The following is a 24,400-nucleotide window of genomic DNA, read 5'->3' as shown; positions in this document are numbered from 1 at the left end:
ATCACTCGGGCAAGAGGTCACGGGGGCCTCGAGCGAGCGCGCTAAATACGCGCTCTTCGACTTTCCGGAGGTGTTCTCCCACGGTCGTGGGTGCGATACCAATGGCCGCAGCGACGTCCGCGTGCGTCGCCTGACGAGGGTTACTGTAGTACCCAACGTCGACTGCAGCCTCGAGTACCTCTCGCTGGCGAGCCGTCAACTGCCTCGTGAGCGAGGACTCGTCCGGTTCGTAATCGCCGTTCTCGACGATTTCGAACGCGAAGGTGTCCTCCCCCACGGCGTTCCGAAACTGCCGCCGAAAGCCCTCGTCGGTTCCCAGATACGTTATTCGAAGCGAGCCGTCCGAGGTGAAGCGGATCGGCGTTTCGATAACGATGTCCAACTCCCGTTGCAGTTCCAGTGCACGCCTCGATACCTCCGTCGGCTCGAACCGACTCACCGCCATCCACCGGTCATCGCCGGCTACGAGGAAGTCGACGACGAACGGTGATTCCCGCATTATCTCCTCGTACCGCCCCCGATCACCGCTCCCCTCGGCGAACAACAGCACCGTCCCGTCGACGAGCAGCTCGACGTGGTGAATTGCCTCACGCGTAATCGAAGGTTCGGTCGTGAGTTGCTTCCCAAGCGGATGAAAAGAGCCTCGTTCGGAGGGGTGGACGAGGACCGTGAGATATCGCATACGGGGAGACGTCCGCGAGGGCATTTGGCGTTGTTGAAACCCTCGAGCAGGGATGGGTTTCGACCTTCCGTCGGTCGATAAAGCGAAGCTACCTATCCTACTCGGGCGCTGACTCGGGTTCCACCGCGGCTGGTGTTTTCGATTCGGCCTCTCGAAGCCGTTCTCCAGCGCTGTACAATTCGCAGGCGAGGAATCCCATTCCAAGCACGCTAATCGGCGGTATCAGCGGAATCGCTCGAAGAACGGCTTACCATCGGGGCTGTGTTCGAAACGAGCCTCGGCCTCCTCGATGACGTTTTTACCGGCTGTTTCACGAGCAAGCCCGTCGGATGCTCGCATTTCAACGAAGCCCGGCTTTTGAATAACCATGGATACACCGCAGTCGACGCTTGGGAATCCGCCTCGAACAGCGCGGTATGAGACGAACGCAACTCGCTGTACGTACCGGGATAACTACCGACGAAGGAACGTCGGATCGACGTTTCACCGAGGGTACCACAGTCGCACCCGCCTGCTCGAACGCGGTAACCGATTCGTGTCGGAGTCGACGATGACACGAGAAATGCCCGAGGTCGCCATCGTCGGGGGAGGCATCTGTGGACTCGTCACGGCACTCGCGCTCGAACAGCGGGGGACGACACCGACCATCTACGAGGCGGCATCCGAGTATCGACCGGTCGGCGCCGGACTCCTCCTGCAGACGAACGCACTACTCGTCCTCGACCACCTCGGGATCGTCGACCGCATCAGAGACGTGGGGATTCCCCTCGGCGATAGCGTCATTCGGTCCCCAGGCGGGCGAGTGTTGAAACGGTTCGACCTGGATCGGCTCGAACGCGACGAGTTCGGCCACGGGTTCGTGGCGATACACCGTGGTGACCTTCAGGCCATCCTGCTCGATGAACTGGACACCGACGTCGAAACCGGAGCGAAGTGCCGGGCGGTGACCGACGTCAACGAACCGACCGTCCAGTTTGCGGACGGTACCTGCGTTCGACCGGACGTCGTCGTCGGGGCGGACGGGATCAACTCAGCCGTCCGCGACGCCGTCGTCCCCGACGTCGAACTGCGGGCGCTGGACAGTGTCGCATACCGGGCAGTTGCGACCGTCGATCTGCCCGAGGAGCACCGAATGCGGGGTATCGAGGTGTGGGGGAAAGGAGCTTACACCGGCGGTGCACCGCTTGGCGAGGATCGATTCTACTGGTTCGGGACCGCACCCACGTCCCCGACATCACTTCCGGCCGACCACCCCAGACCGGTATCCGAACTCCGCGAGCAGTTCGCCTCGTATCCCGAGCCGATCCCCTCCGTGCTCGAATCACTAGATGACGACGACGTCTTCGTCACTGCCCTGGAGGAGGTACCGACGCTCGACCGCTGGTCCCGTGGGGCAGTCTGTCTCGCCGGCGACGCCGCACACGGGATGCTACCGTTCGCCGGCCAGGGTGCGGCACAGGCGATCGAGGACGGCCTCCTGCTGGCTCACTCCATTTCCGCGACCGACGATCGGTCGGACGCGTTCGAGGCGTACGAACGGGAACGAAAACCGAGAGCCGACCGGATTCGCTCGGAGTCGCAGTTGCTCGGGAGGCTCGGATCGATCCGATCCGGAATCGGAGCAGGAACGCGCAATCTGTTGGTCGGACTCGTTCCTGACGTACTCTTTCAGCGCGCTCGTCGGCAGCGAGCGTCGGGTACGTCGCTCCCGGAGACCGCTCTCGGAGCGTCCGACCACTCCGGCTAGCCGAACGAGACTCCATGCAACAACCCCCGTAGGAAACAGGGGTAATGCACTCTACTGACTAGCAGAGCTAGACTACTTCTGATCGGTCCATCCCCCATATCGAACGCACGAGGCCAGTACATTCCACCTGCTGAGGCTTTCGGGAGCCGCAAAACCGTGTACGTTCCCGGACCGGGAGCGCCGCCTCCCGGCGCACCGACTCCCCGCCGACCACCGCATGGCTGCTGTTCGACGGGTGTACCGGCGGTTCACCGACCGAGGTGTGGCGGTTGTTCGACGAGCACACTACCCGTCGACCGTGGGACGACTGCCCGTCGGCGGGAGAGACGGCCGTGAGGCCGCGACGCCCCGTCAAGCGTCCCGTCGGCGTCGGCAGTTCGGGGGGCCGACCGCAAGGGTTAATCGTCGAAGTACACGTTATCTGTGTATGGTCCAGGACGACGTCCCCGACGCGCTCGAGACCGCGGCCGACGCGGAGCGACCGCGCGGCATCCTCACGCCCTCCGACCGCGACTTCCTGCTCGGACGGAAGACCGACTACACCGACCACTCGAAGAAGCAGAAGCGGAACCGCATCCGCCGCCGGGTGCGGAACGCCGTCCTGGACTTCAGCATCCTCTTCGGCTACCTCGAGGAGCGGGACCGGAACACCGTGTTCGACCCGGACGACGAGGACCGCGAGGCGTACACGCAGGGCATCACCGACATGCTCGCGTTCCTCCACCTCGGGACGATGGGCTACTATACGCCGTTCAAGGACATGCTCTCGGAGGGCGTCGGCAAGGCCGAACAGCGGCTCGCGGGCTCCGACTATCGCATGGTGAACGTCGAGTTCAACGTCGACCCGGTCGGCCAGATCGACGTCGACGAGGTGGTCGAGAAGATCGAGAACGACGAGTTCGCCCAGATCACCGACGCGGAACTCCGGGCGTTCGTCCGCCTGCTCACCATGTCCGACGAGTTCTCGCCCGACGCGGCCCGCGAGGAGATCAAGGACAGCGTCGACGAGTTCCTCCGGAACGTCGACGAGAGCGCCGAGGCCCGCGAGCGGGCGGCCGAGGAACTGACGAACTGAACTGGCTTCCCGCGGGCAGAACGGCTTCGCGCGGCCGCGCCGTCCCGCCCCCATCCCGTCGTTCGCGCTCGCGTCCCGCTCCTCGGTCGCCCCCGCCGACCCGTCATTTCGGCGTTCGCCGCGTTCCCACGGCCCGAGCTGCCGCCACGGCCGCCCCGTTTCGACCGCATTAGTACCGGATTACGCACGTTTAGGTATACGCTTTCCGTTTATAGCAGGTACGAAAAAGGAAAACATTTATCATGGTTTCTAACTATCGGTGGGACATGCCACCAGTCAGCACGGTGCACGGGCGGTCGAGAACCGGGGAGCGCGACGAACCGGAGGCGCGTTCGGCGGACCGCCGCGGTCCCGGAACGGGGGTGGTGCCGGGATGAGCGAGCGGACCGCGAGCGGGACGTCCGATCCCGGGGGAGAACCGGGCGCAGTCGCGCGGTTCCGCGAGGAACTCGACCCCGTCGTGTTCGTCTTCGGCGCGGGGCTGACGGTCGGACTCATCCTGCTGTACTTCCTCTCGCCGGGGACCGTGGAGCGCTGGATCGGGATCGCGAACGACGCGATGCTCGGCTACCTCAACTGGGCGCTGTTGCTCATCGTCTTCCTCATCGTGCTGTTCCTGCTGTTCCTCATCGTCGGCCCGTGGGGCTCGATCACGTTCGGGGATGACCCGCCCGAGTACAGCTTCCTCTCCTTCTTCGCGATGCTGTACTCGGCGGGGTTCGCGGCCGGCGTCGTCTTCTGGGGGCCGACCGAGGCGCTGTTCTACTACGACAGCCCCTCGCCGCTGTTCGACGTCTCCGGCGGGACGAGCGAGGCGATGGTCATCGCCGTCCAGCAGACGCTCTTCCACTGGGCGCTCCCCCAGCTCGCCGTCTTCACGATCATGGGGATCGCCATCGGCTACTTCACCTACAACTACGACGACGTGCCCCTCCGGGTGTCGTCCGCGCTGACGCCGATCATCGGCCGTGACAACCTCGACGGCCCGGTCGCGAAGGTCATCGACGTCATGGCCGTCTTCGCGACCATCGGGGGCGTGGCGACCTCGCTGGGGTTCATCGGGAGCCAGTTCATCACCGGCCTCAACTTCCAGTGGGGGATCGACCTCGGGAACACCGGCGTCATCCTCGTCGTGACCGCGATGACCCTGCTGTTCACGGTGTCGATGGTGCTCGGCGTGAACCGCGGCATCCGCCGGCTCTCGAACTTCAACATGATCCTGTTCGTGCTCCTCATGGTCGCGACGTTCGTCATCGGCCCGACGGTGTTCCTCGTGCTGCTGGGGACGCAGGCGTTCGGCGGCATGATCAACGACTTCGTCTCGATGAGCCTGTTCACCGGCGCGGGCGTCGACGGCGGCACCGAGTGGGCGAACGCGTGGACCGTGTTCTACTGGGCGTGGGCGCTCTCGTGGTCGCCGTTCGCGGGCCTGTTCATCGCCCGCATCTCGCGCGGCCGGACCGTCCGCGAGGTCGCGTTCACCGGCATCGGCGCGACGTCGGCGGCGACGATCCCGTGGTTCACCGTCGTCGGCGGGACGGCCGTCTGGGCCCAGCACAACGGCGTCGCGGAGATCCTCGGCCCGGTCAACGACCAGGGCGCCTCGGTCGCCGGCTTCGCCATGTTCGAGGCGTTCCCGTTCGGGTCGGTGTTCATGGTCGCGTTCATGGTGCTCGTGACCACGTTCTTCATCACCTCCGCGGACTCCTCGACGCTCGCGGTGTCGATGATGACCACCGGCGGGAAGGCGAGGCCCTCGAGCATCAACCGGGTGTTCTGGGGGGTCGTCCTCGGGATGTTCGCGGCCATCCTCATGACGCTCGGCGGGGAGGGCGGCGTCTCGGCGCTCCAGTCGGCGGCGATCATCACCGGCGGCCCGTTCGCGTTCGTCTGCCTGTTCGCGATGCTCGGGCTCATCAAGGAGTTCGGCTCCAAGTTCGGCCGGGTGCTGCTCCGGGAGGACTCCTGGATCGTCGGCTCCCGCCCCGACCGATCGACGCGGGCGGAGCCGGGCGACGACGACTGAGCGGCCGGCCGGGCCCGGTCGACCCGGCCGGTCATACCAAGTTTTAATGTACGATATACACATAAACTGTGTATGGATAGGGACACGGCCGTGCCGGACGCGGAGGCCCTCCCCGGTCCGAACGCCCGGGAGTGGGTGTCGTTCCATGGGGCCCGCGCCGCGCCGAGCGAGTACTCCCACGAGTTCGTCTGGGACGTGACCGCCGAGGCCGACGGTCCGTTCGTCACCGACGTCGACGGCAACGTCCTGCTGGACTTCACCTGCCACATCGGCGCGGCGCCGCTCGGGTACGACAACCCGAAGGTGCTGGACCCGCTGGCCGAGTTCGACCTCGTCGAACCCATGAAGATCGCGGGCCAGGACATGTACTTCGGCGCCGGCCCCACGCCCGACGAGTCGGCGATACCCGGCTCGAGCCACCTGATGGAGGGACTGACCGAGGTGTCGAGCCAGTACGGGATGGACACCGTCTTCCTCTCGAACTCGGGCGCGGAGGCGATCGAGAACGCGATGAAGATCACGCACGACGCCCGGCCGACCGCGAAGTACGGCTTCTCCTTCGCCGGAAGCTTCCACGGGCGGACGCTGGGGGCGCTGTCGGTCACCAAGTCGAAGGAGGTGTACACGCGGGGCTACCCCCAACTGGCCGGCGTCGAGACGGTCCCGTTCTGTACCGACCGAACGTGCGACCCCGAGGGCTGCGACTGCGGCTTCTTCGCCGGCGGGAGTTCGCGGCTCCGGAGCGCGCTCGCGCCGGAGGGGGGACACGTCCCCCCGGAGGAGGTCGCGTTCGTCGTTCTCGAACCGATCCAGGGCGTCGGCGGCTACCGCTTCCCCTCGGAGGCGTTCGTCGCGGAGATCGGCGCAGTCTGTGACGAGTACGACGTCCCCCTCGTCGTCGACGAGATCCAGTCGGGCATCGGCCGCACGGGGGAGTGGTGGGCCTCCGACCACTACCCGATCGAACCCGACGTCATCTCCGCGGCGAAGGCGCTGCGCGTCGGCGCGACCATCGGGAGCGAGGAGCTGTTCCCGTCCGAGAAGAACCGCCTCGGCTCGACGTTCGGCGGCGGCGACCTGCTCGCGTCGGCGATGGGCGCGCTCACGCTGGAGGCGATAGAGGAGCACGACCTGCTCGCGAACGCCACCGAGCGCGGCCGACAGGCGAAGGAACTGCTCCGGGACGACGCGCCCGACCCCGTGGTCGACGTGCGCGGCAAGGGCCTGATGCTCGCCGTCGAGTTCGACACCCCCGATCGCCGGGACGCGGTCGTCCGGACGGCGCTGAAGCGCGGCCTGCTCACGCTCGGGTGCGGCCGGAAGACGATCAGGCTGCTCCCGCCCCTCGACGCGACCGAGCGGGAGATCGACCTCGGCATCGGGCTGTTCCTCGATGCGGTCGAGGCGGAAGCCACCTCGCCGACGGCGGTCTGAGGTCGGTCAGGCGCGGTCCGCCGCGGGGCCGTCGGCGTCGACGACCGCGACGTCGTCCAACGCGTCGAGCGCCGCGAGCACGTCCGCGAGATGGCCGGGGCCGCTCCCCTCGAGGCCGACCGTCACGGGCACCCGGTTCGGCCGGTCGTCGGCGCCCCGGCGGGCGCGCTCCAGCGCGTCGAGCTCTGCACCCTCCGCCTCCACCGTCTCGACCACGTCGGCGACGGCGGTCGGCCAGCCGTCGACCGCCAGCCTGGCCTCCGCGTACCGGCCGAGTTCGCCGAGTCCGGTCCGGGCGAGTTCGGCGTGCTCGGCGAGGTTCACGTTCCCGCCCGAGACGAGGACGCCGACGCGCTCGCCGCTCACGTCCGGTTCGTCGGACAGCAGCGCGGCGACCCCCGCGGCGCCCGCGCTCTCGGCGACGGTCTTGGCCCGCTCGGCCAGCAGCGTCACCGCGACCGCGAGTTCCCGGTCGGTGACGGCGACCACCTCGTCCACGCGCTCGCGCGCGACGGCGAACGTCGACTCCAGCATGCGCGTGTCGGCGATCCCCTCCGCGACGGTGTCGACGTCCGGGAGCTCGCGGATGCGGTCGGCCGCGAGCGACGGCTTCGCGTGGAGCGCCCCCTCGGGCTGGACGCCGACGACGCGGACGTCGTCGTCGAGCGCCCCCATCGCCGTCGCGACCCCCGAGATCAGCCCGCCGCCGCCGATGGGAACGACCACCGTGTCGAGGTCGGGGTACTGTTCCGCGAGTTCGAGTCCGGCGGTCCCCTGGCCGGCGATCACCGCCGCGTCGTCGAACGGGTGGACGAACGCCCGGCCCGACTCCTCGGCGATTTCGAGCGCGCGCTCGTAGGACCGCTCGTAGATGTCGCCCTCGACGACCACCTCCGCGCCGTAGCCCCGGGTCGCCTCGACCTTCGCTGCGGGCGTCACCTCGGGGACGACGACCGTCGCGTCGACGTCGAGCAGCCGCCCGGCGAGCGCGACGCCCTGGGCGTGGTTGCCGGCGCTCGCGGCGACGACGCCGGCTTCCCGCTCGGCGTCCGAGAGCCCCGCCATCCGGTTGTACGCCCCGCGTATCTTGAACGACCCCGTCCGCTGTACGTTCTCCAGTTTCAGGCCGACGGAGGCGGCGCCGCTCAGGTCCGCGAGCGTCCGGGAGGTGTCCAGCGGCGTGCGGTGGACGACCCCCTCGAGGCGGCCCCGGGCCGCCCGGACGTCGGCGAGCGAGACGACGTCGTCGGCGGCGGGCCACCCGTCCCCTTCCCCCCGGTCGTTCCCGTTCACGATTCCCGACCGCCGTCTCCGGTCCCGCCCCCGGCCCGGCCTCCAGCCGGTTGCCGCCGTGGTTCCCGTTCGGCGAGCGCTAGCACGGCGTCCGCGAGGACGTCGACGCCGATGGGGAGGCTGCGCTCGTCCACGTCGAACGTCGGCGTGTGGTGGCTCGTCGGGTGGTCCGTCCCGACGATCAGGTACGACGCCAGCCCGCCGTTCCGCTGGACGCGCTGCATCAGGAACGTCGCGTCCTCGCTCGCGCCGAAGTCGGCGGTCGGGACGACCTCCTCGACGCCCGCGACGCCGCCCGCGACGTCGCCGATCAACTCGACGAGTTCCGGGTCGCTGTCCGCCCGGGGCGACTCGCTGACGACGTCGACGGCCGCCTCGCAGCCGTGCATCTCGGCGGCCGTCCGGAGCCGTCGCCGGAGCGCCCGCTTCGTGAACTCCATCAGTTCGGTCGTCTCGCCGCGGGCCTCCGCCTCGAGGTGGGCCCGCTCGGCGATCACGTTGCTCGCCGTCCCCGCCTCCGCGCGGCCGACGTTGACCCGGGTCATCCCGTCCGCGTGGCGCGGGATCGCGTAGACGTTCTCGATCGCGGTGCCGAGCGCCTGCATGGCGTTCGCCCCCTCGTTGGGCGCCTTCCCCGCGTGGGCGGAGGTGCCCCGGATCGTCGCGTCGACGTGGCACATGGCGAGCGGCTTCCGGATGCCGGCGACCACCCGGCCGGTCGGGTGGTCGAGGCCGACGTGGACCGCGAGCAGGTAGTCGAGGTCGTCCGCGAACCGGCTCTTCGCCATCGGGCACCCGCCGCCGCCCGTCTCCTCGGCCGGCTGGAAGAAGACGACGAACCGACCCGCGAAGTCGCTGTCGCGGATCGTCTCGAGGACGGCGAGCCCCCACGTCATGTGGGCGTCGTGGCCGCAGGCGTGCATCGTCCCGTCGACCTCGGAGCGGAAGCCCCCCGCGACCGGGGCGTGGTCCCCGTCGGTCGATTCCTCGATGAACAGGCCGTCGACGTCGACGCGGAGGCCGACGACCGGCCCCTCCCCGCGGTCGAGCCAGGCGACCGCGCCGGTGTTCCCGCCGGCCATCAGGTCGAGCAGTTCCCCGTCGGCGCCGCGGTCGCGCGCACGTTCGACCCACGGCTCGAACGCGTCGTCGTCGGGGACGGCCATCCGGTCCGCCGGGTCGTACGCCTCCGGTCCGACCGCGATTCCGTCGGGGTCGATCGCGCGGAGCTCCTCGACGAGTCGGCTGGTCGTGTGGAACTCGCGCCACGCCGGTTCGGGGTGGCGGTGGAGGTCGCGACGGAGCGAGGCGAGGCGGTCACGAACCGATGACATGGGCGTCCATGGCACGTCCATCGACTTAACTGTACACAGTTCTCGTGTATGTCAAATACACATAAGCGATAAGGGACGACCCCGCGAACCGCAAGATACGCGTCGCCGGGACGCGGGAGCAACCACATGTCGGAACATCCAGACGTCGTCGTCCTCCGGGAGGGAACCGAGGGGTTGTCGATGGAATCGTACGCCGAGACCCTGCGGGAACGGCTCCCCGACCGCCGCGTCGAACTCGCGCGGACGCCGCGGGCCGAGCGGGAACTCGTCCGGGACGCCCGGGTCGTCACCGGAAAGGGCATCGACGAGGACCTGCTCGCGGGGGCGGAACGGCTGGAACTGTTCGCCTGCACGTTCGCGGGGACCGACCATCTGCCGACCTCCGCACTGGTCGACCGGGGCGTCGTCGTCACGAACGCCGGCGGCATCCACGCGCCGGGCATCGCCGAGCAGTCCATCGGAAACATGCTGGTGTTCGCCCGTCGGCTCCACGAGGGGTGGCGCCGGAAGGAGAACGGGGAGTGGCGCCACTTCCAGTCCCACGAGTTCGCCGACAGCACCGTCACCGTCGTCGGACTGGGCTCCATCGGACAGGCGATCGTCCAACGGCTCGACGGGTTCGAGGTGGAGACCATCGGGGTGCGCTACACGCCCGAGAAGGGCGGGCCGACCGACGAGGTGGTCGGGTTCGACGGGGACGAGATCCACGAGGCGTTCGCCCGTAGCGACTACGTCGTGATCGCGTCCCCCCTGAACGACCTCACCCGCGGGCTCGTGGGGGATGCCGAGTTCGCGACGCTGCCGCCGCACGCGGTCCTCGTCAACGCCGCCCGGGGCGGCATCGTCGACACCGACGCGCTCGTGGCGGCGCTCCAGTCGAACGCGATCCGCGGCGCCGCACTCGACGTGACCGACCCCGAACCGCTCCCGGGCGAGCACCCGCTGTGGGACCTGGAGAACTGCCTCCTCACGCCCCACACCGGGGGTCACACGCCGAACCACTGGGACCGACTGGCGGACATCGTCGCCGACAACGTCGTCGCGCTCGACGGGGACGGCGGGTTGCGAAACGTCGTCGCCGGCCTCGCGGACGACTGATCGGGGCCCCGACGCGCGACGCCCCCGGTTTTGGCCGACCAAAAAACCGCAAGGACTTTGTATTCTTTAGGCGGGCCTAAATTCGTGACCCGAGACATCGAGGGGCGCGAAGCGCCCACGCGGCGCGAGTACGTGACGTACGGCGGCGCACTGTTCGGCGGAACGCTGCTCGCCGGCTGTACGGGTGGTTCCGGGTCGGAGTCCACGCCGACGGGGACGGACGCGGGAGAGCCGTCACCGAACGCGGGGGACCCGGCGTCACCCGAGCCGGACGCCGACGAACGCGGCCCATTCTCCGTCACGATGGAGCCGATGGGCGAGGTCTCCTTCGAGGGGACGCCCGAAACGTGGATGGCGTACTTCAGCACCTACGGCGACATGGCCATCGCACTCGGCCGACTCGACGGACTCCGCGGGCTCGTCTTCACGGAGAACTGGCCGACGGCGTTCTACGAACGCCTCCCCGGCGTCGACGTCTCCTTCGACGACGTCCCGCAACTCTTCGCGGGGGGCGGCCTCGACAAGGAGGCGTTCTACGAGATGGACTGCGACGTCCATCTGATGGACCCGAACTTCATCAGCCGCCTCGCGGACGACTGGGACGCGGACGACCACGGGGCGATCGAGCGAGACGTCGGGCCGATCATCGGGAACTCGATCCGCCGCCGCGACGAGGACTGGCACGACTACGCCTACTACTCGCTGTACGACGCCTTCGAGACGATCGCCGAGGTGTTCGACGAGCGGGAGCGGTACGAGGCGTTCGAACGCGTTCACGACGACCTGCGCTCGACGATCCGGTCGAACCTCCCGCCGGTGGACGAGCGACCGACCGTCGGGCTCCTGTCGATCAACTCCGATTTCGAGGACGGGGCGTTCTACGCCTACCCGGTTCACGACGGGAACGGACACAAGCAGTATCGCGATCTCGGGATGCGGGGCGCGTTCGACGACCACATGGAGGGGAGCTACGGGGAGTGGGACTACGAGAAGCTCCTCGAAGTCGACCCCGACGCGCTCCTCTTCCAGTACGGGTTCTCCCACGTCTCGACCGAGGAGTTCGAACGCCGGATACGGCGGATGAGCGAGGATCCGGTCGGACGGAAGCTGACGGCGGTCGAGAACGGCCGGCTCTACAGGGGCGGCACGTCGTATCAGGGACCGATTATCAACCTGTTCCAGACCGAGGCGGCCGCAAAGCAGTTCTACCCCGACGCGTTCGGCGAGTGGAACGGCTTCGAGTCCGCCACGGGGGAGGCCGATCGCCTGTTCGACTACGAACGCGTCGCATCGATCGTCGCCGGGGACTTCTAGGCCCGCCGGTCCGCCGTGTCCGCCTTGCCGGTCCGATCCGGGCGGGGCCGCTACGGACGCTTCGGGCGGGCCCCGGCCCGCCTCGGCGCGGGGCCACGCGGGGCTACGCCGTGAACAGCCGACGGGGGAACTCCGCGAGCGTCTCCGCGCCGTCGGCGGTGACGTGGAACGTCTCGCTGATCTCGACCCCGAAGTCGTCGCCCCAGATGCCGGGGATCATGTGGAACGTCATGTCCTCCTCGAGCACCGTCCCGTCGCCCGGCCGGATGCTCGCGGTGTGTTCGCCCCAGTCCGGCGGGTAGCCCAGCCCCATCGAGTAGCCGATGCGGTCCTCCTTCTCGACGTCGTACTTCGCGATGGTGTCGCGCCACGCCTTCTCGACGGCCTCGCAGGTGACGCCCGGTTCGGCGGCGTCGAGCGCGGCCTCGATCCCCTCGACGACGACGTCGGCGGTGCGTTCGATCTCGGCCGGCGGGTCGCCGACGAAGGTGGTTCGCGCGAGCGGGGAGTGGTACCGGTGTCGACAGCCCGACAGCTCGATGATCACCGGGTCGCCGTCCTCGAACTCCCGGTCGGTCCAGGTGAGGTGGGGCGTCCCCGTGTGGTCCCCGGAGGGCATCAGCGGGACGATGGAGGGGTAGTCGCCGCCGTACCCGTCGGTGCCGGTGATGAGCGCGTCGTAGATGGTGGCGGCGGCCTCGTACTCGGGGACCCCCGCCCCGATCGCGTCCAGTCCGGCGACCATCGCCTCCTCGGAGATGCGGGCGGCCTCGCGCATGTACTCCAGTTCGCGCTCCGACTTCTTCACCCGTGCCCAGTTCACGAGCAGGGTCGTGTCCTCAAACTCCGCCTCGGGGAGGTTCGACCCGAGCCGGGTGTAGGACTTCGCCGTGAAGTAGTACGCGTCCATCTCCAGCCCGATCCGGCCGCCGTCGACGTCGAGGTCCGCCAGCACGTCCGCGAGGAAGTCCATCGGGTGGAGGTCGTGCGGCGAGTGGACGTGGTCGTCGCTGTACGACCTGATGTTCTCCTCGGAGAGCCAGGTCGTCGCGCGCGCGCCGTTCGCGTCCATCTCGCGGCCGACCCACACCGGTTCGTCGCCCTCCGCGGTGAGCACGACCGCCTGGTGGACGTAGAACGACCAGCCGTCGTACCCCGACAGGTAGTTCATGTTCGCCGGGTCGGAGACGACGACGGCGTCGAGGTCCCGCTCGTGCATCCGCTCGCGCGTCCGTTCGATCCGGCGCTCGTACTCGCTCGCCTCGAAGATGTCGCGTTGCATGATACCGAGTCGCGTACGAGGACGGCGGGGGCGAGAATAAAACTTTTCGTGTATATCGGGAACGGATTCCGTATATCGGGCCGCGGACCGGGTCGCCGGACGGGCGCGTCCGTAGGGGGCCCCTACGTGGCCGTCGTCGACGCCTAACCGACCCGTCCCCGCTGGGAGTCGCACTACGCACTGTATACCAATGCCTCGCCGGGCCGTCACCCAGCACGATGACGGTAGTGAAAATCATCAAGGTGCTCGGAACGTCGAACGAATCGTGGGAGGACGCCGCCCGGCAGGCCGTCGCGGAGGCGAGCGAGACGGTCGACGACATCCACGGCGTCGAGGTGGAGGACTGGACCGCGAGCGTCGAGGACGGCGGGATCACGGAGTACAAGGCGACCGTCGAGATAGCGTTCCCCGTCCACGAGTCGGCCTGATCGACGAACTCCAGCGAGTTCGTCGGGCAGCTCCAGCATCGGCTGGAACTCGCGGAGGGGGGCCGGGCGGTTCGGGCGGCCCGGGCCACGCTCTCGACGCTGGGCGAGCGGACCACCGAGGGGGCGGCCGACGACCTCGCGAGCCCCCTCCCCATGGAGGTCGACCGGTTCCTCGGGGAGGCGGGCCAGCGCTTCGGCTTCGACGAGATCGCGGACCGCGTGGCGGAGCGGGAGGAGGTCGAGCGCTCGGACGCGGTCTACCACGCGAAGGTCGTGCTCGCGCTCGTGGGGAGGTGACCCCGGGAAACGAGATGAACCGGGTGCGGGGTCAGATTCCCGAGGAGTTCGACCCGCTGTTCGAGCCGGTGGACGCGAACGAGGGGTGACCGACGACGGCGGGACGCGGCCGGCGACTCCGGCTCAGTCGGGCGGTCCGCCCGGGGCCGCAACCGCTTAGGGGGTTCGCCACGGCCATGCGTGCATGCAAACAGTGCTCCTCGCAGCGGGCGAAGGCACCCGAATGCGACCGCTGACGGCGGAACGGCCCAAGCCGATGCTCCCCGTCGCGGGGCGGCCGCTGGTGGCCCACGCCGCCGCGGCCGCCGTCGCGGCCGGGGCCTCCCGCCTGGTCGTCGTCGTCGGCTACGAGGCGGCGCCGGTGCGCGAGCAGTTCGGGGACGAGTTCCGCGGCGTGCCCGTCGAGTACGTCGAGCAGCCCGAGCAGCGCGGCACGGCCGACGCGGTCCGGACGGCGGCGCCGCGCCTCGACCCGGGACCGTTCGCGGTGCTGAACGGCGACGCGCTGTACGACGAGCGGTCGCTCTCGACGCTGTACGACGTCGCGCCCGCGGTCGGCTCCTACCGCGTCGACAACCCCGGGGACTACGGGGTCCTCCACACCGAGGAGCGCGGGGACGAGACGGTCGCGACCGGCGTCACCGAGAAGCCGGCCGACCCGCCCTCGGACCTGATCAACACCGGGGCGTACGTCTTCCCGGGCGCGGCCCAGGACTGGCTCGACGTGGAGGAGAGCGAACGCGGGGAGCTAGAACTGACCGACGTCCTCACGCGTGCGTGCGAGCGGACGGACGTTCGTGCCGTCCCCTTCGACCGCTGGCTCGACGTCGGGCGGCCCTGGGAACTGCTCGAGGCGAACGAGTGGAAGCTGAGCGAACTGGAGCGCGACGTCCGCGGGGAGGTCCACGGGGACGCCGACCTGCGCGGCGCCGTGGTCGTCGAGGAGGGCGCGTCGGTGGACGCGGGCGTGGTGATCGAGGGGCCGGCGCTGGTTCGGTCGGGCGCGAACGTCGGGCCGAACGCCTACGTCCGCGGGTCGACGCTGCTGGAGTCAGGGTCGAAGGTGGGCCACTCGGTCGAGGTGAAAAACAGCGTGCTCATGGCGGGCGCGACGGCCGGACACCTCTCGTACGTCGGGGACAGCCTGCTCGGGCGGGACGTGAACTTCGGCGCCGGGACGACGGTGGCGAACCTCCGCCACGACGGCGAGGCGGTCCGGCTCCGAGTGAACGGCGGCGCGGTCTCGACGGGCCGCCGGAAGTTCGGCGTGGTCTGTGGCGACGACGTCAAGACCGCCATCGACACGAACCTCAACGCCGGCGTGAAACTCGGCACTGGCGCGACGACGACGCCCGGCGAGTCGGTGCTGCGGGATCGGTAGCGTCGCGGAACGGTCGGCCGCCGTCGAGACGCTCGACCGGACGGCCCGCTATCCGCCGGATCGGCACTCGTAAGGTACCCCTACGTCGCGGTAGGGTGGTATCCATCTCGCTCGCATCCGAACGCCACGTTCGAACCGACTCGCCCACAAAGTACTTACGGCAGGAATCGGCGAGAAGCGCTCAACGGCCCGATATCGGGTGTGTGAAGCGTTGTCCCGCCGCTCGTTTCACCACAAGACATTTATAACGAGCGTTGAATGATTCCCTTACCCCTACCCGACGGTGACCCTACCAAGTATCCCAGGCCGAGTCCGCCTCGCGGGCGGTCGGAGGCACGGGCGAACGGAGAAGTCGCCAACCGAAAACAGACAATCATGACAAACGACTATACAGACAAGGCACGCGCGCTGTTCCTTGCAGCGCTCATGGTCTTCAGCGTCTTCGCTGGGACCGTGGCGTTTGCGGGGTCGGCGGCTGCGGCCGCTACCGGCGTATCCGCAACTGATGCGGATCTTAACAACGGTGGCTCGACGGATATCTCCGTCGACCACGATAGTACGGCGAGTGCAACTGCAGCATACGTCATCGATGTCGATGGTGACGGTACGTACAACAGTAGCACGGACATTTACGCCTCCGCTGCTGCTGATAACACAACGACAACCGACTTCAACGGTGTCGATGTGAGTTCCCTCTCTGAGGGTGACTACAATGTCTACGCCGCTCACGGTAATACGAGTGAGGCGGATGAACCCACCGCCGATTCTGATGTTACCGAGAGCGGGTGGGCTGAGACCACAGGAACGCTGACTGTCACCGACTCGACTTCGGACGAGTACGACGCTGACCGGTTCATGACTATCAGCGAACTCGACGGGTCGGTCCTGTGGGGCGAGTCCGTTGCTGTCGAAGACTTCACCGGCAACGACAGTGTCACCCTCCGGAGCGTTGATGGTGATGACACCACGACTGTCGAGTCGCTGAACGTCGACGACAACGGCGTCATTGAGTTCGACTCCTCGGAACTCGACAGCGGAAACTACGAACTTCAGGGTAACAACCAGGACGGAACGGTTTCGTTCGAGGTTGCCGACCAGACCTGGTCGGCTGAGTTCGCGGCTGACGAAGTTCAGTCCGACGATCAGGTCGACGTCGAGTTCGACTCCTCGCGTGCGTCCTACGACATCATCGTCTCCGCTGACGGCCTCGATGCGGAGGACCTCGCGGCACTGTTCGAGCAGGAAACTGGCTTCGACGATGTGTCCACCGAGGACGAGGATAGTGTCCGGCTTGCGGGTGTCACGGACGGCACCTACGAAGCGGACTTCAACAACACCGACATCGACACGGGTGAATACGAGTTCACCTTCGAGTCGGCTGACACCAGCGCCGAGGCTACGGACACGATCAACGTGACCGAGGCCGGCGAGGGTGACGCCACCATCGTCAACTCTACGGTTGAACAGCAGCAGGGTGACATCGCCGAGTTCACTATCGAACTCGACGAAGTTACTACTGGGACGGTCGTCATCGGCGACCTTGAGAACGACAACTACCAGCTGAACTTCACCGTCGACGACGGTGACGGTGACTCCGACGACGCCGACGGCGAAGTGACCGTCCGGTACAACACCTACCTGGCTGGTCAGGACTCTGACAACGTCGTCACTGCTGTGAGCGACGACGACTCCGTCAATGTGACGGGCGAAGAGTCCTTGAACGGCAACCTCCTCGATGACGGTGACTACGACATCCGCGTCAGCCCGACCGAAGCTAACAGCGATGCTGACGTCGACGACGCGATGGACGATGAAACCGACCTCGCCACGCTCGTGCTTGATGAGCGCTCGACCGACGAGATGAACCTCTGGCGCGCGAGCGAGGACAACGCGGACGACCTCCTGAACGAGGACGACGAGCAGGCCAGCGCACTCTCGAGCGCACTCGAGAACGATCTCGTCACGGAGACCGACTTTGTCGCTGGTGACGAAGATGGGAACGCTGACACCCTCATCATGCAGGTGTCCGCCTCGGGTCTCGAGGGCCTCCTCTCGGGTACCGATGGCTCCGTCTCGACCAGCGACTTCCGTAGCGCGCTGGGTGACGACAACTCGCTTGGTCTGAGCATCGTTCAGACCGAGGGCACTGTCGGCAACAACGCGGACGCGAAGGAAGTCAACGTGAGCCAGAGTACGAGCGCGTTCTCGCTCATCGCTGACGGGGAGAACGACGAGTACTACATCGTCTTCAACCCCGAGGACTCCAACGTGGAGTTCGAGGACACGGATGACGAGTTCGAGGCCGGTGACGAGTTCACCGCCACGCTTGACGTCCAGGACGCCAAACTCCTCGACGTTGATGAAGGCGACGGCAACAGTATCGCTGCTGACTCGGACGACTTCGAATCGGTGAACAGTTCGTTCGCCTACGAAGAGGCGACGGGCTCCTTCGAGGACCCGACGAACGTGACGGCCTCCGAAGAGGCTGAAGTCACGGGCGAGACCAACATCGCACCCGGTAGCGAGATCAGCATCCGGATCCAGTCGACTGACGACACGGAGCCGCGGTTCATCGAGACCGCCTCCGACAACGTCGTCAACGCTGACGGTACCTTCTCGGGTACGTTCGACCTCAGCGACAACGCTGCTGGCGACACGTTCGAAGTGAGCGCCCGCAACACGTTCGCTGACATCGACGCTGCCGACGGCAACATCGTCGAGTCTGTCGGCACGTCCACGCCGGGCACGGACGACGGCACGCCGACGACCGACGACGGCACGCCGACGACCGACGACGGCACGCCGACGGAAACCGCCACGCCTACCGAGGGCGACGGTAACGGTGGCGACGACACGCCGACCGAGACGACCACGCCCGGCTTCACGGCCGTGCTGGCTCTCATCGCGCTGATCGGCGCCGCGCTCGTCGCGGTCCGTCGCGACTAACGCGAACCACGACTGACCGGCGGAACCGGTCACCGCTTCCGCTTCACGCGGAACTGCGGACCCATTCTTTCGACGCGCTCCACCGGCGAGCGGCGGGACCGCCCTCGAGCCGTTTCCGTTACGGATCGCCTACTGACGACCGGTCGAAGTCACGACTTAGCCCCGCTGAACGCGCTCGTTGAAGCCGTCACCGCCGCGTCGCGGCCGCCCTCGAACCGCCCGACAGGACAAGGGCTTTACCGGACCCGGGCCATCCCCCGCACATGCAGAGCGCCGTCGGGAGCGCGTTCGCCCCCGCCCGCGAGGCCGTCCTCGCGGCCCCCAACGGCTACACCGACGCGTTCGCCTGGGTCGTCGTGCTCGCGTTCCTCGGCGGCGCCGGCGTCGAGTGGGCCGCCCGCTCGGGTCGGTTGCCGGCGGGCCACGAGCGGACGGGCCGCGCGGTCGTCGCCGGCGCGTGGGCGCTGTTCGCCGCCTTCTGGCTCGTGCTGTTCCCCCACTTCGCGTTCGAGCAGAAGAGCTACGTCGAGGGGATCCTCGCGCTGGCGGCCGTGCCCGCCTGCCTGTCGGTCGCGAAACTGCTCCTGACGGGTCGCGACTCGCTGTTCGTCCTCTCCCGGTCGGTCGGCTGGATGGGGCTGGTGTACCTCCCGTTCGAGACCGTCCCGCCCGTCTCGCTGTTCGGGACCACGTTCCCGGCCCCGAAGGAACTGCTCATTCGGGCGGTCACCGTCCAGACCGGCGCGCTCATCGAACTGCTCGGCTACCACCCCGAACTCGTGGAGGGGCCCGTCCTCGGCTACGCGAACGCCTACCGGTTCACGACCGGGGGCGGCCACGAACTCGTCTTCGAGATCGTGCTCGCGTGCACCGGGCTGGGGAGCATGGCCATCTTCGTGGGGCTCATCTCCGCCGTGCGCGCCCCCCTCCCCCGAAAGCTCCGGGCGCTCGCCGTCTCCATCCCGACCATCTGGGCGCTGAACCTGCTGCGCACGACGTTCATCGGCATCGCCTTCGGGAAGCAGTACCTCCAGGTGTTCGTCGACGAGGTGCTGTTCCTGTTCGGCTCCTCCGACCCGTACATGGTGTCCTTTTTCCTCTCGGACCGGGTCATCAGCCAGGTGCTCGCGGTCGTCGCGCTCGTCGGCATCACCTACCTCGTGGTCAGGGAACTCCCCGAACTGCTGACGGTCGTCGAGGACGTGCTGTATCTCGTCACCGACGAGGAGTACGACCTCCACGGCTCGGTCGATCTGCCGGCCGAACCCGCTGGCGGGTCGGAGTCGGGGCGGCTGTAACCCGTCCGCTCCCCTCCGCTTCGTACCGGATCAGAACTCCGGGAGGACGTCGGCCGGACAGCCCGCGAGCGTCGCCAGCGCGTCGGCCTCGAGGTGGTGGACCTCGCCCGGCACCACCAGCATGTGCAGCGGCGCGCCGAAGTCCCGCTCCGAGAGCGTCGCGAGGGTGTCGGCGGCGACGACGGGGTCCGGGCTGCCCGCGCGCGCGATCGCGACGCCGATCGCGTCGGGGTCCCAGTCGGCCGCGAGCATCCCCGCGGCCTCGCTCGCGGTCATGAACTCGTCCGGTTCGCCCTCGGCGGGCCCTGCGGGCGAGGAGCCGGCGACCTTGATGTCCAGATACACGAGCGTGTGGAGCCCCCGCTCGCGGTTGTCCTCGATGCCGTCCACGACGCTCGCGGGGAGCCCCTCGGCGCCGTGGGCGTACGGGAACGGGAGCGTTACCGCCTTCCCGAAGCGATAGTTCTGGAGGCCGGTCAGCGAGGATGCGGCCGACTGGGCGGTGACGCCGTGGATCACCCGCGTGTCGACGCCGCGCTCGGCGGCCCGCATCCGGAGGTCGACGTGGGTCGTCGAGATCATCGTGTCGCCGGCGGTCAGGAACGCGACGTCGGCGGACTCGGCGGCCTCGAGGATCGGCTCGGGATCCCGCTCGACGCCCGCCCGGTCGCGCACCTCGATCCCGACGCCGTGGTACGCCTCCAGGTCGGCGACGCTCGCGCCGACCAGCCGGCTGGTGTAGAACTCCGCGAAGACCCGATCCGCCGCCCGGAGCGCCTCCCGTCCCTCGACGGTGACGGAGCGCTCGTCGTAGAGGCCGAGGCCGACGAAGGTGAGCATTGGCGGCTGTGGGGCGGCGGGGCGTTTCCCGGTTTCGTTTGCGGGTCGCCCCGGCGAGCGCGACCGGCGCGCGGCGTTTCGAGCGGCCGTGGCGGCTCGGAACCGCGGCGTGCCGTCGGCGCCTCGAACCCGTCCGTTAATCGACCTCTATCGCGGGAACCTTGAAATGGCCCGTTTCCCATGACACTCGTATGTCTCAACGAGGGTATCGCGCGTCGGGTTCGGTTTCACGGCGTCCCGCGGCGCGGTCGTCGGGGACGGGTGCTCGCGCGCGCCGCGCGTCGGGGACGGACCGTGGCGGGAGGGTTCGGCCGTGAGCCTCATCGCGGTCGGCGACGTCTCCCACCCCGACCTCGCGCTGACGCCGACGATCCGCGCCTGCCCGGAGGCGTCCATCACGGTCATCCCGCAGTCGGCGACCGACCCGCGGACGGGCATGTTCTTCTTCCTCGTCGAGGACGCGGACGAGTCGTTCGACGCGGCGCTCGAGGACGACCACACGGTGAGCGAGTGGAGCCACGTCTCCTCGTCCGACTCCGCCCGGATCTACCGGATGCGTCACGGCCCGGGGACGAAACTCGTCTCGCCGAAGACCGTGGAACTCGGCGGGCTGACGCTCGAGTCCACGAGCACCTCCCACGGGTGGCGGATCCGGCTCCAGTTCCCCGACCGGGAGACGCTCGCCGAACTCTGGGAGTACTGCGAGGAGGAGGGGATCTCGTTCGACCTGGCCCAGATGTACCGCCGGGAGGGGTGGACGGAGGGGCGGCCGACCAACCTCACGTCGGCCCAGCGGACCGCGCTGGTGACTGCCTACGAGGAGGGCTACTTCGACGAGCCGCGGGGGGCATCGCTGTCGGACGTCGCGGAACTGCTCGACATCTCGCCGACCGCCGTCGGCGGGCGCATTCGACGCGGGTCCGCCGAACTCGTCGAGACGATGCTGATCGAGGACGAGGACTGACCAGCGCCGGGGTGGCCGCCGCGGTTCCGAGCGCCGAAGCGGCGACTGGCTAGACCGCGCCGAGGTGGTCGTCGCGCGGTTCGTACAGCGCCCCTCGCATCCGGGCCTCGTGGACCGCCTCGAGCGTCTCCCCCACGGTGGCCCCCCGCCGGCTCATCGCCGCCGCGACGACGCCGAGCGGGACCCCCCGATCGAACGACGGCTGGATGGCGCGGACGACCGCCTCCACGCCCCCCTCTTCGGGAACGCCGTCGACGGATAGTTCGGCCCGCTCCATCTCGGCGTCGTGGCCCGTGATCGCGCGATGGCGGCGCTGGAACGCGACGACCTCGTTGGGCTCGTCGGTCGCCACGCGGGTGTCACACGAGGGACACCCGGCGACGAACGCCGGCCCGCCTCGCCCGTTCCGCTCGTTTCGCTCGCTCATCCCGTCCTCCCCTAGGCGTCGTACGCCTCCTGTGCCAGCCGGTGGAACCGGTGGAGCGTGTGCTCGTTCGGTCCGAGCTGTGCCTGCCCGAGCGCGCCGGCGTTCTGGCCGCGGTACTGCCGTTCCACCAGCTCGAAGTCCTCCTCCTGGAGCTGCCTGCTCGTGCGGACGAACTCCTCCTCCTCCTCGCTCAACTCGGCGCTCTCGAAGAAGTAGTCCGCGACGAGCTGGAACCGCCCCTCGTCGATGGGGTCGATGATGTACGTCCCGTAGCCGTCGGCGGTGCCGTACATGTTGACGGTGAAGTTGGGCCAGAAGTAGTAGAACTTGGCCTCGTGCTCGTCGTGGATGCGGAGCTCGTCGTCGACGTCCTCCGCGTGCGTGTAGTGGAGCACCCAATAGTAGTCGTTCACCTCCAGCTCCGACTCGTTCAACGAGATGCCCTCGATCCAGTCCTGGTGGTTCGCCTGGCAGTGGTCGCACTCCGAGTAGTTGCCGCCGAACGTCTTCCAGTTGCACTCGACCTCCGAGACGATGCGGCGGGCGTGCTCGTACTCGCCGAGCGGGAGCGCCTCCAGTTCCTCCTTCAGCCCCGCCGCCTGTTCGGCGAGCGGGAGGGGGTCGTCGTCGAAGTTGACGAACACGAACGGCCCGATGCGCTCGGTGGCGACGTCCCTGAGCCCGTTCGCCTCGGGGTCGAGTTCCCGCACGTCCTCGTCCTCGAGGTCCGCGTTCATCCCGGCGTGCTCGAAGCTCCGCGGCGTGCTGGCGAGGTCGCCGTCGAGGTCGTACGTCCACAGGTGGTACGGGCACTTGATGCGCCGCGCGTTCCCCGGGTCGGTCATCGGCGTGTCCTCGACCATCTCGGAGCCCCGGTGGGCACAGACGTTGTAGAACGACCGCACCTCCCCGTCGTGGTCGCGGAGGACGATGACCTGCCTGTCGCCGACCGTCCGGGTGAAGAAGTCGCCCGTGTCGGGGATGCAGTTGACGTGTCCCGCGTACACCCAGTACGTCCCGAACACCTTCTCCTTCTCCATCTCCCACACGTCGGGGTCGGTGAAGTACCGCGTCGGGAGCGCGTTCGTCTCCTCGGTGATGTCGGGGCTGACGGCCTCGACTCGGTCGGACCCGTCGTTCCATCGCGTCATGTGCTACACTATCCCACGATTCCCGGGTAAGTCTTCACCAGAAATGCTACGCACCTATAAGTACCACCCGAACCGACCGCGTCGGAGTCGGGCGGTTTCCGTCCCGAGGGACGCCGCCGGACGGACGCGCCTTAAGGGTCCGAGATAATGGTGGGGAACCGTCAAGAGCGGGGCCGAGTAACCGACACGGGTCATGGACGAGACGGACGAGCGGTACGACGTCGTCGTCGTCGGCGTGGGGGGGATGGGGAGCGCGACGGCGTTCCACCTCGCCGACCGGGGCCACGACGTGCTGGGGCTCGAACGCTACGACGTCCCGCACGCGCGCGGCTCCTCGCACGGCATCACGCGCATCATCCGCCGGGCCTACTACGAGCACCCCTCCTACATCCCGCTCGTCGAGCGGGCCTACGACCTCTGGGACGACCTCGCCGAGCGGACCGGCCGACCCGTCATCCACCGGACCGGCTCCGTCGACGCCGGGCCGCAGGGGGACGTGGTCTTCGAGGGGTCGCGCCGCTCCTGCGAGGAGCACGACATCCCCCACGAGGTGCTGACGGGCGCGGAGGTGAACGACCGGTTCCCCGGCTACGATCTCCCGGCGGAGTACCGGGCGCTCTACCAGCCCGACGGCGGGTTCGTCGTCCCCGAGCAGGCGATAATCGGCCACGTCCGGGCCGCCCAGGCCGCCGGCGCGGAGATCAGGGCGCGCGAGTCGGTGCGCGACTGGGCGGAGACGCCCGACGGCGGCGTCCGGGTCTGGACGGACCGGGGGACGTACGTCGCCGACGGCCTCGTGCTCGCCGCGGGCGCGTGGAACGCGAAACTGGCGGACGCGCTGGACGGGCTCGCGGTCCCCGAACGGCAGGTGCTCGCGTGGTTCCAGCCTGAGACGCCGGCGCTGTTCGACCCCGACGCCTTCCCCGTCTGGAACCTCGCGACGCCCGAGGGACGGTTCTACGGGCTCCCCGTCTACGACGTCCCCGGGTTCAAACTCGGGAAGTACCACCACCTCGGCGAGGGGGTCGACCCGGACGACCACGAGACGGAGCCGTCGCGGGCGGACGAACTCCTCCTGCGCGACTTCGCGGGGAAGTACTTCCCCGAGGGGGCCGGCCCGACGATGCGGCTGGCCACGTGCATGTTCACGAACTCCCCCGACGAGCACTTCGTCCTCGACACCCTCCCGGAGCACCCGCAGGTCGCCGTCGGCGCGGGCTTCTCGGGACACGGCTTCAAGTTCGCCAGCGTCGTCGGCGAGGTGCTCGCCGATCTCGCCGTCGACGGGGAGAGCGAGCACCCGATCGACATGTTCGGGCTCGATCGGTTCGAGTAGTTCGGTTTCGGCTTCGAAGCCGGTGGGGTCGTCGTGGAGGGGTGCCC

At 68.4% G+C, this 24,400-nt stretch carries 21 protein-coding genes; 13 read left to right on the top strand and 8 right to left on the bottom strand.

Annotation, left to right across the window (positions count from 1 at the left end):
- Nucleotide 1: 1 nt before the first annotated feature.
- Together HUG12_RS01680 and HUG12_RS01675 are read right to left on the bottom strand one after the other, a co-directional pair.
- On the bottom strand, nt 2–682 hold the full coding sequence (locus tag HUG12_RS01680) for a helix-turn-helix domain-containing protein (RefSeq protein WP_179267111.1): 681 nt from the start codon (nt 680–682) through the stop codon (nt 2–4).
- A 222-nt stretch (nt 683–904) separates the two neighbouring features.
- A complete protein-coding gene (locus HUG12_RS01675) occupies nt 905–1,051 on the bottom strand; it encodes a hypothetical protein (protein WP_179267110.1) in 147 nt (48 codons plus the stop codon).
- A gap of 181 nt (nt 1,052–1,232) precedes the next feature.
- Between HUG12_RS01675 and HUG12_RS01670 the strand changes: the two genes are divergently transcribed.
- From HUG12_RS01670 to HUG12_RS01655, 4 genes are all read left to right on the top strand, one after another.
- Entirely contained in the window at nt 1,233–2,429 is a 1,197-nt protein-coding gene (locus HUG12_RS01670; protein ID WP_179267109.1) for an FAD-dependent oxidoreductase, read from the top strand.
- 427 nt (nt 2,430–2,856) lie between these two features.
- Nucleotides 2,857–3,504 (top strand): hypothetical protein, encoded by a 648-nt coding sequence (locus HUG12_RS01665; RefSeq protein ID WP_179267108.1) that lies wholly within the window; start codon nt 2,857–2,859, stop codon nt 3,502–3,504.
- A gap of 373 nt (nt 3,505–3,877) precedes the next feature.
- Nucleotides 3,878–5,530: a BCCT family transporter gene (locus tag HUG12_RS01660; protein ID WP_179267107.1), complete on the top strand. Its 1,653-nt coding sequence runs from the start codon at nt 3,878–3,880 to the stop codon at nt 5,528–5,530.
- Between the two features lie 72 nt (nt 5,531–5,602).
- On the top strand, nt 5,603–6,964 hold the full coding sequence (locus tag HUG12_RS01655) for an aminotransferase class III-fold pyridoxal phosphate-dependent enzyme (RefSeq protein ID WP_179267106.1): 1,362 nt from the start codon (nt 5,603–5,605) through the stop codon (nt 6,962–6,964).
- 6 nt (nt 6,965–6,970) lie between these two features.
- Here the strand turns inward: HUG12_RS01655 and ilvA are convergent, their stop codons facing one another.
- Nucleotides 6,971–8,257, bottom strand: a complete 1,287-nt coding sequence (ilvA, locus tag HUG12_RS01650) for a threonine ammonia-lyase (RefSeq protein WP_179267105.1) — start codon at nt 8,255–8,257, stop codon at nt 6,971–6,973.
- On the bottom strand, nt 8,254–9,591 hold the full coding sequence (locus tag HUG12_RS01645; RefSeq protein WP_179267104.1) for an amidohydrolase: 1,338 nt from the start codon (nt 9,589–9,591) through the stop codon (nt 8,254–8,256). The genes ilvA and HUG12_RS01645 overlap by 4 nt, the downstream gene beginning before the upstream one ends.
- A 126-nt stretch (nt 9,592–9,717) precedes the next feature.
- Between HUG12_RS01645 and HUG12_RS01640 the strand changes: the two genes are divergently transcribed.
- Together HUG12_RS01640 and HUG12_RS01635 are read left to right on the top strand one after the other, a co-directional pair.
- Complete coding sequence (locus tag HUG12_RS01640; RefSeq protein ID WP_179267103.1) at nt 9,718–10,689, top strand: D-2-hydroxyacid dehydrogenase; 972 nt, start codon at nt 9,718–9,720, stop codon at nt 10,687–10,689.
- Nucleotides 10,690–10,773: 84 nt separating this feature from the next.
- A complete protein-coding gene (locus HUG12_RS01635) occupies nt 10,774–12,003 on the top strand; it encodes an ABC transporter substrate-binding protein (RefSeq protein ID WP_246308120.1) in 1,230 nt (409 codons plus the stop codon).
- A 103-nt stretch (nt 12,004–12,106) separates the two neighbouring features.
- On the opposite strand, the gene HUG12_RS01630 is transcribed toward HUG12_RS01635, so the two are convergent.
- Nucleotides 12,107–13,285 (bottom strand): M24 family metallopeptidase, encoded by a 1,179-nt coding sequence (locus HUG12_RS01630; protein ID WP_179267102.1) that lies wholly within the window; start codon nt 13,283–13,285, stop codon nt 12,107–12,109.
- Between the two features lie 218 nt (nt 13,286–13,503).
- On the opposite strand from HUG12_RS01630, the gene HUG12_RS01625 reads away from it, so the two are divergent.
- The 5 genes from HUG12_RS01625 (at nt 13,504) to artA (ending at nt 19,635) form a co-directional block, all read left to right on the top strand.
- Nucleotides 13,504–13,713 (top strand): dodecin family protein, encoded by a 210-nt coding sequence (locus HUG12_RS01625; protein ID WP_179267101.1) that lies wholly within the window; start codon nt 13,504–13,506, stop codon nt 13,711–13,713.
- 42 nt (nt 13,714–13,755) lie between these two features.
- A complete protein-coding gene (locus HUG12_RS01620; protein WP_218836444.1) occupies nt 13,756–14,010 on the top strand; it encodes a DUF2267 domain-containing protein in 255 nt (84 codons plus the stop codon).
- Nucleotides 14,011–14,194: 184 nt separating this feature from the next.
- A complete protein-coding gene (gene glmU, locus HUG12_RS01615; protein WP_179267100.1) occupies nt 14,195–15,391 on the top strand; it encodes a bifunctional sugar-1-phosphate nucleotidylyltransferase/acetyltransferase in 1,197 nt (398 codons plus the stop codon).
- Between the two features lie 375 nt (nt 15,392–15,766).
- The gene (locus HUG12_RS01605; protein WP_179267099.1) at nt 15,767–18,337 is read left to right on the top strand and encodes a BGTF surface domain-containing protein; all 2,571 of its coding nucleotides are present in this window, start codon (nt 15,767–15,769) and stop codon (nt 18,335–18,337) included.
- A 263-nt stretch (nt 18,338–18,600) separates the two neighbouring features.
- Entirely contained in the window at nt 18,601–19,635 is a 1,035-nt protein-coding gene (gene artA / locus HUG12_RS01600) for an archaeosortase A (protein ID WP_179267098.1), read from the top strand.
- 30 nt (nt 19,636–19,665) lie between these two features.
- Here the strand turns inward: artA and dph5 are convergent, their stop codons facing one another.
- The gene (dph5, locus tag HUG12_RS01595; protein WP_179267097.1) at nt 19,666–20,475 is read right to left on the bottom strand and encodes a diphthine synthase; all 810 of its coding nucleotides are present in this window, start codon (nt 20,473–20,475) and stop codon (nt 19,666–19,668) included.
- 313 nt (nt 20,476–20,788) lie between these two features.
- On the opposite strand from dph5, the gene HUG12_RS01590 reads away from it, so the two are divergent.
- Entirely contained in the window at nt 20,789–21,439 is a 651-nt protein-coding gene (locus HUG12_RS01590) for a helix-turn-helix domain-containing protein (protein ID WP_179267096.1), read from the top strand.
- A gap of 49 nt (nt 21,440–21,488) precedes the next feature.
- Here the strand turns inward: HUG12_RS01590 and HUG12_RS01585 are convergent, their stop codons facing one another.
- Entirely contained in the window at nt 21,489–21,866 is a 378-nt protein-coding gene (locus HUG12_RS01585) for a hypothetical protein (protein WP_179267095.1), read from the bottom strand.
- 11 nt (nt 21,867–21,877) lie between these two features.
- Nucleotides 21,878–23,017: an aromatic ring-hydroxylating oxygenase subunit alpha gene (locus HUG12_RS01580; protein ID WP_179267094.1), complete on the bottom strand. Its 1,140-nt coding sequence runs from the start codon at nt 23,015–23,017 to the stop codon at nt 21,878–21,880.
- A gap of 193 nt (nt 23,018–23,210) precedes the next feature.
- Between HUG12_RS01580 and solA the strand changes: the two genes are divergently transcribed.
- Entirely contained in the window at nt 23,211–24,353 is a 1,143-nt protein-coding gene (gene solA / locus HUG12_RS01575) for an N-methyl-L-tryptophan oxidase (protein ID WP_179267093.1), read from the top strand.
- Nucleotides 24,354–24,400 lie beyond the last annotated feature (47 nt).

The organism is Halorarum salinum (assembly GCF_013402875.1).
Taxonomy (GTDB): Archaea; Halobacteriota; Halobacteria; order Halobacteriales; family Haloferacaceae; genus Halorarum; species Halorarum salinum.
Note: the sequence above shows the minus strand (reverse complement) of the source record. Positions and strands in the feature narration are given on the sequence as shown.

Coding starts and splice junctions, on each gene's coding strand:
- HUG12_RS01680 (WP_179267111.1), bottom strand. CDS start 682: ATGCGATATCTCACGGTCCTCGTCCACCCCTCCGAACGAGGCTCTTTT.
- HUG12_RS01675 (WP_179267110.1), bottom strand. CDS start 1,051: ATGGTTATTCAAAAGCCGGGCTTCGTTGAAATGCGAGCATCCGACGGG.
- HUG12_RS01670 (WP_179267109.1), top strand. CDS start 1,233: ATGACACGAGAAATGCCCGAGGTCGCCATCGTCGGGGGAGGCATCTGT.
- HUG12_RS01665 (WP_179267108.1), top strand. CDS start 2,857: ATGGTCCAGGACGACGTCCCCGACGCGCTCGAGACCGCGGCCGACGCG.
- HUG12_RS01660 (WP_179267107.1), top strand. CDS start 3,878: ATGAGCGAGCGGACCGCGAGCGGGACGTCCGATCCCGGGGGAGAACCG.
- HUG12_RS01655 (WP_179267106.1), top strand. CDS start 5,603: ATGGATAGGGACACGGCCGTGCCGGACGCGGAGGCCCTCCCCGGTCCG.
- HUG12_RS01645 (WP_179267104.1), bottom strand. CDS start 9,591: ATGTCATCGGTTCGTGACCGCCTCGCCTCGCTCCGTCGCGACCTCCAC.
- HUG12_RS01640 (WP_179267103.1), top strand. CDS start 9,718: ATGTCGGAACATCCAGACGTCGTCGTCCTCCGGGAGGGAACCGAGGGG.
- HUG12_RS01630 (WP_179267102.1), bottom strand. CDS start 13,285: ATGCAACGCGACATCTTCGAGGCGAGCGAGTACGAGCGCCGGATCGAA.
- HUG12_RS01625 (WP_179267101.1), top strand. CDS start 13,504: ATGACGGTAGTGAAAATCATCAAGGTGCTCGGAACGTCGAACGAATCG.
- glmU (WP_179267100.1), top strand. CDS start 14,195: ATGCAAACAGTGCTCCTCGCAGCGGGCGAAGGCACCCGAATGCGACCG.
- HUG12_RS01605 (WP_179267099.1), top strand. CDS start 15,767: ATGACAAACGACTATACAGACAAGGCACGCGCGCTGTTCCTTGCAGCG.
- artA (WP_179267098.1), top strand. CDS start 18,601: ATGCAGAGCGCCGTCGGGAGCGCGTTCGCCCCCGCCCGCGAGGCCGTC.
- dph5 (WP_179267097.1), bottom strand. CDS start 20,475: ATGCTCACCTTCGTCGGCCTCGGCCTCTACGACGAGCGCTCCGTCACC.
- HUG12_RS01585 (WP_179267095.1), bottom strand. CDS start 21,866: ATGAGCGAGCGAAACGAGCGGAACGGGCGAGGCGGGCCGGCGTTCGTC.
- HUG12_RS01580 (WP_179267094.1), bottom strand. CDS start 23,017: ATGACGCGATGGAACGACGGGTCCGACCGAGTCGAGGCCGTCAGCCCC.
- solA (WP_179267093.1), top strand. CDS start 23,211: ATGGACGAGACGGACGAGCGGTACGACGTCGTCGTCGTCGGCGTGGGG.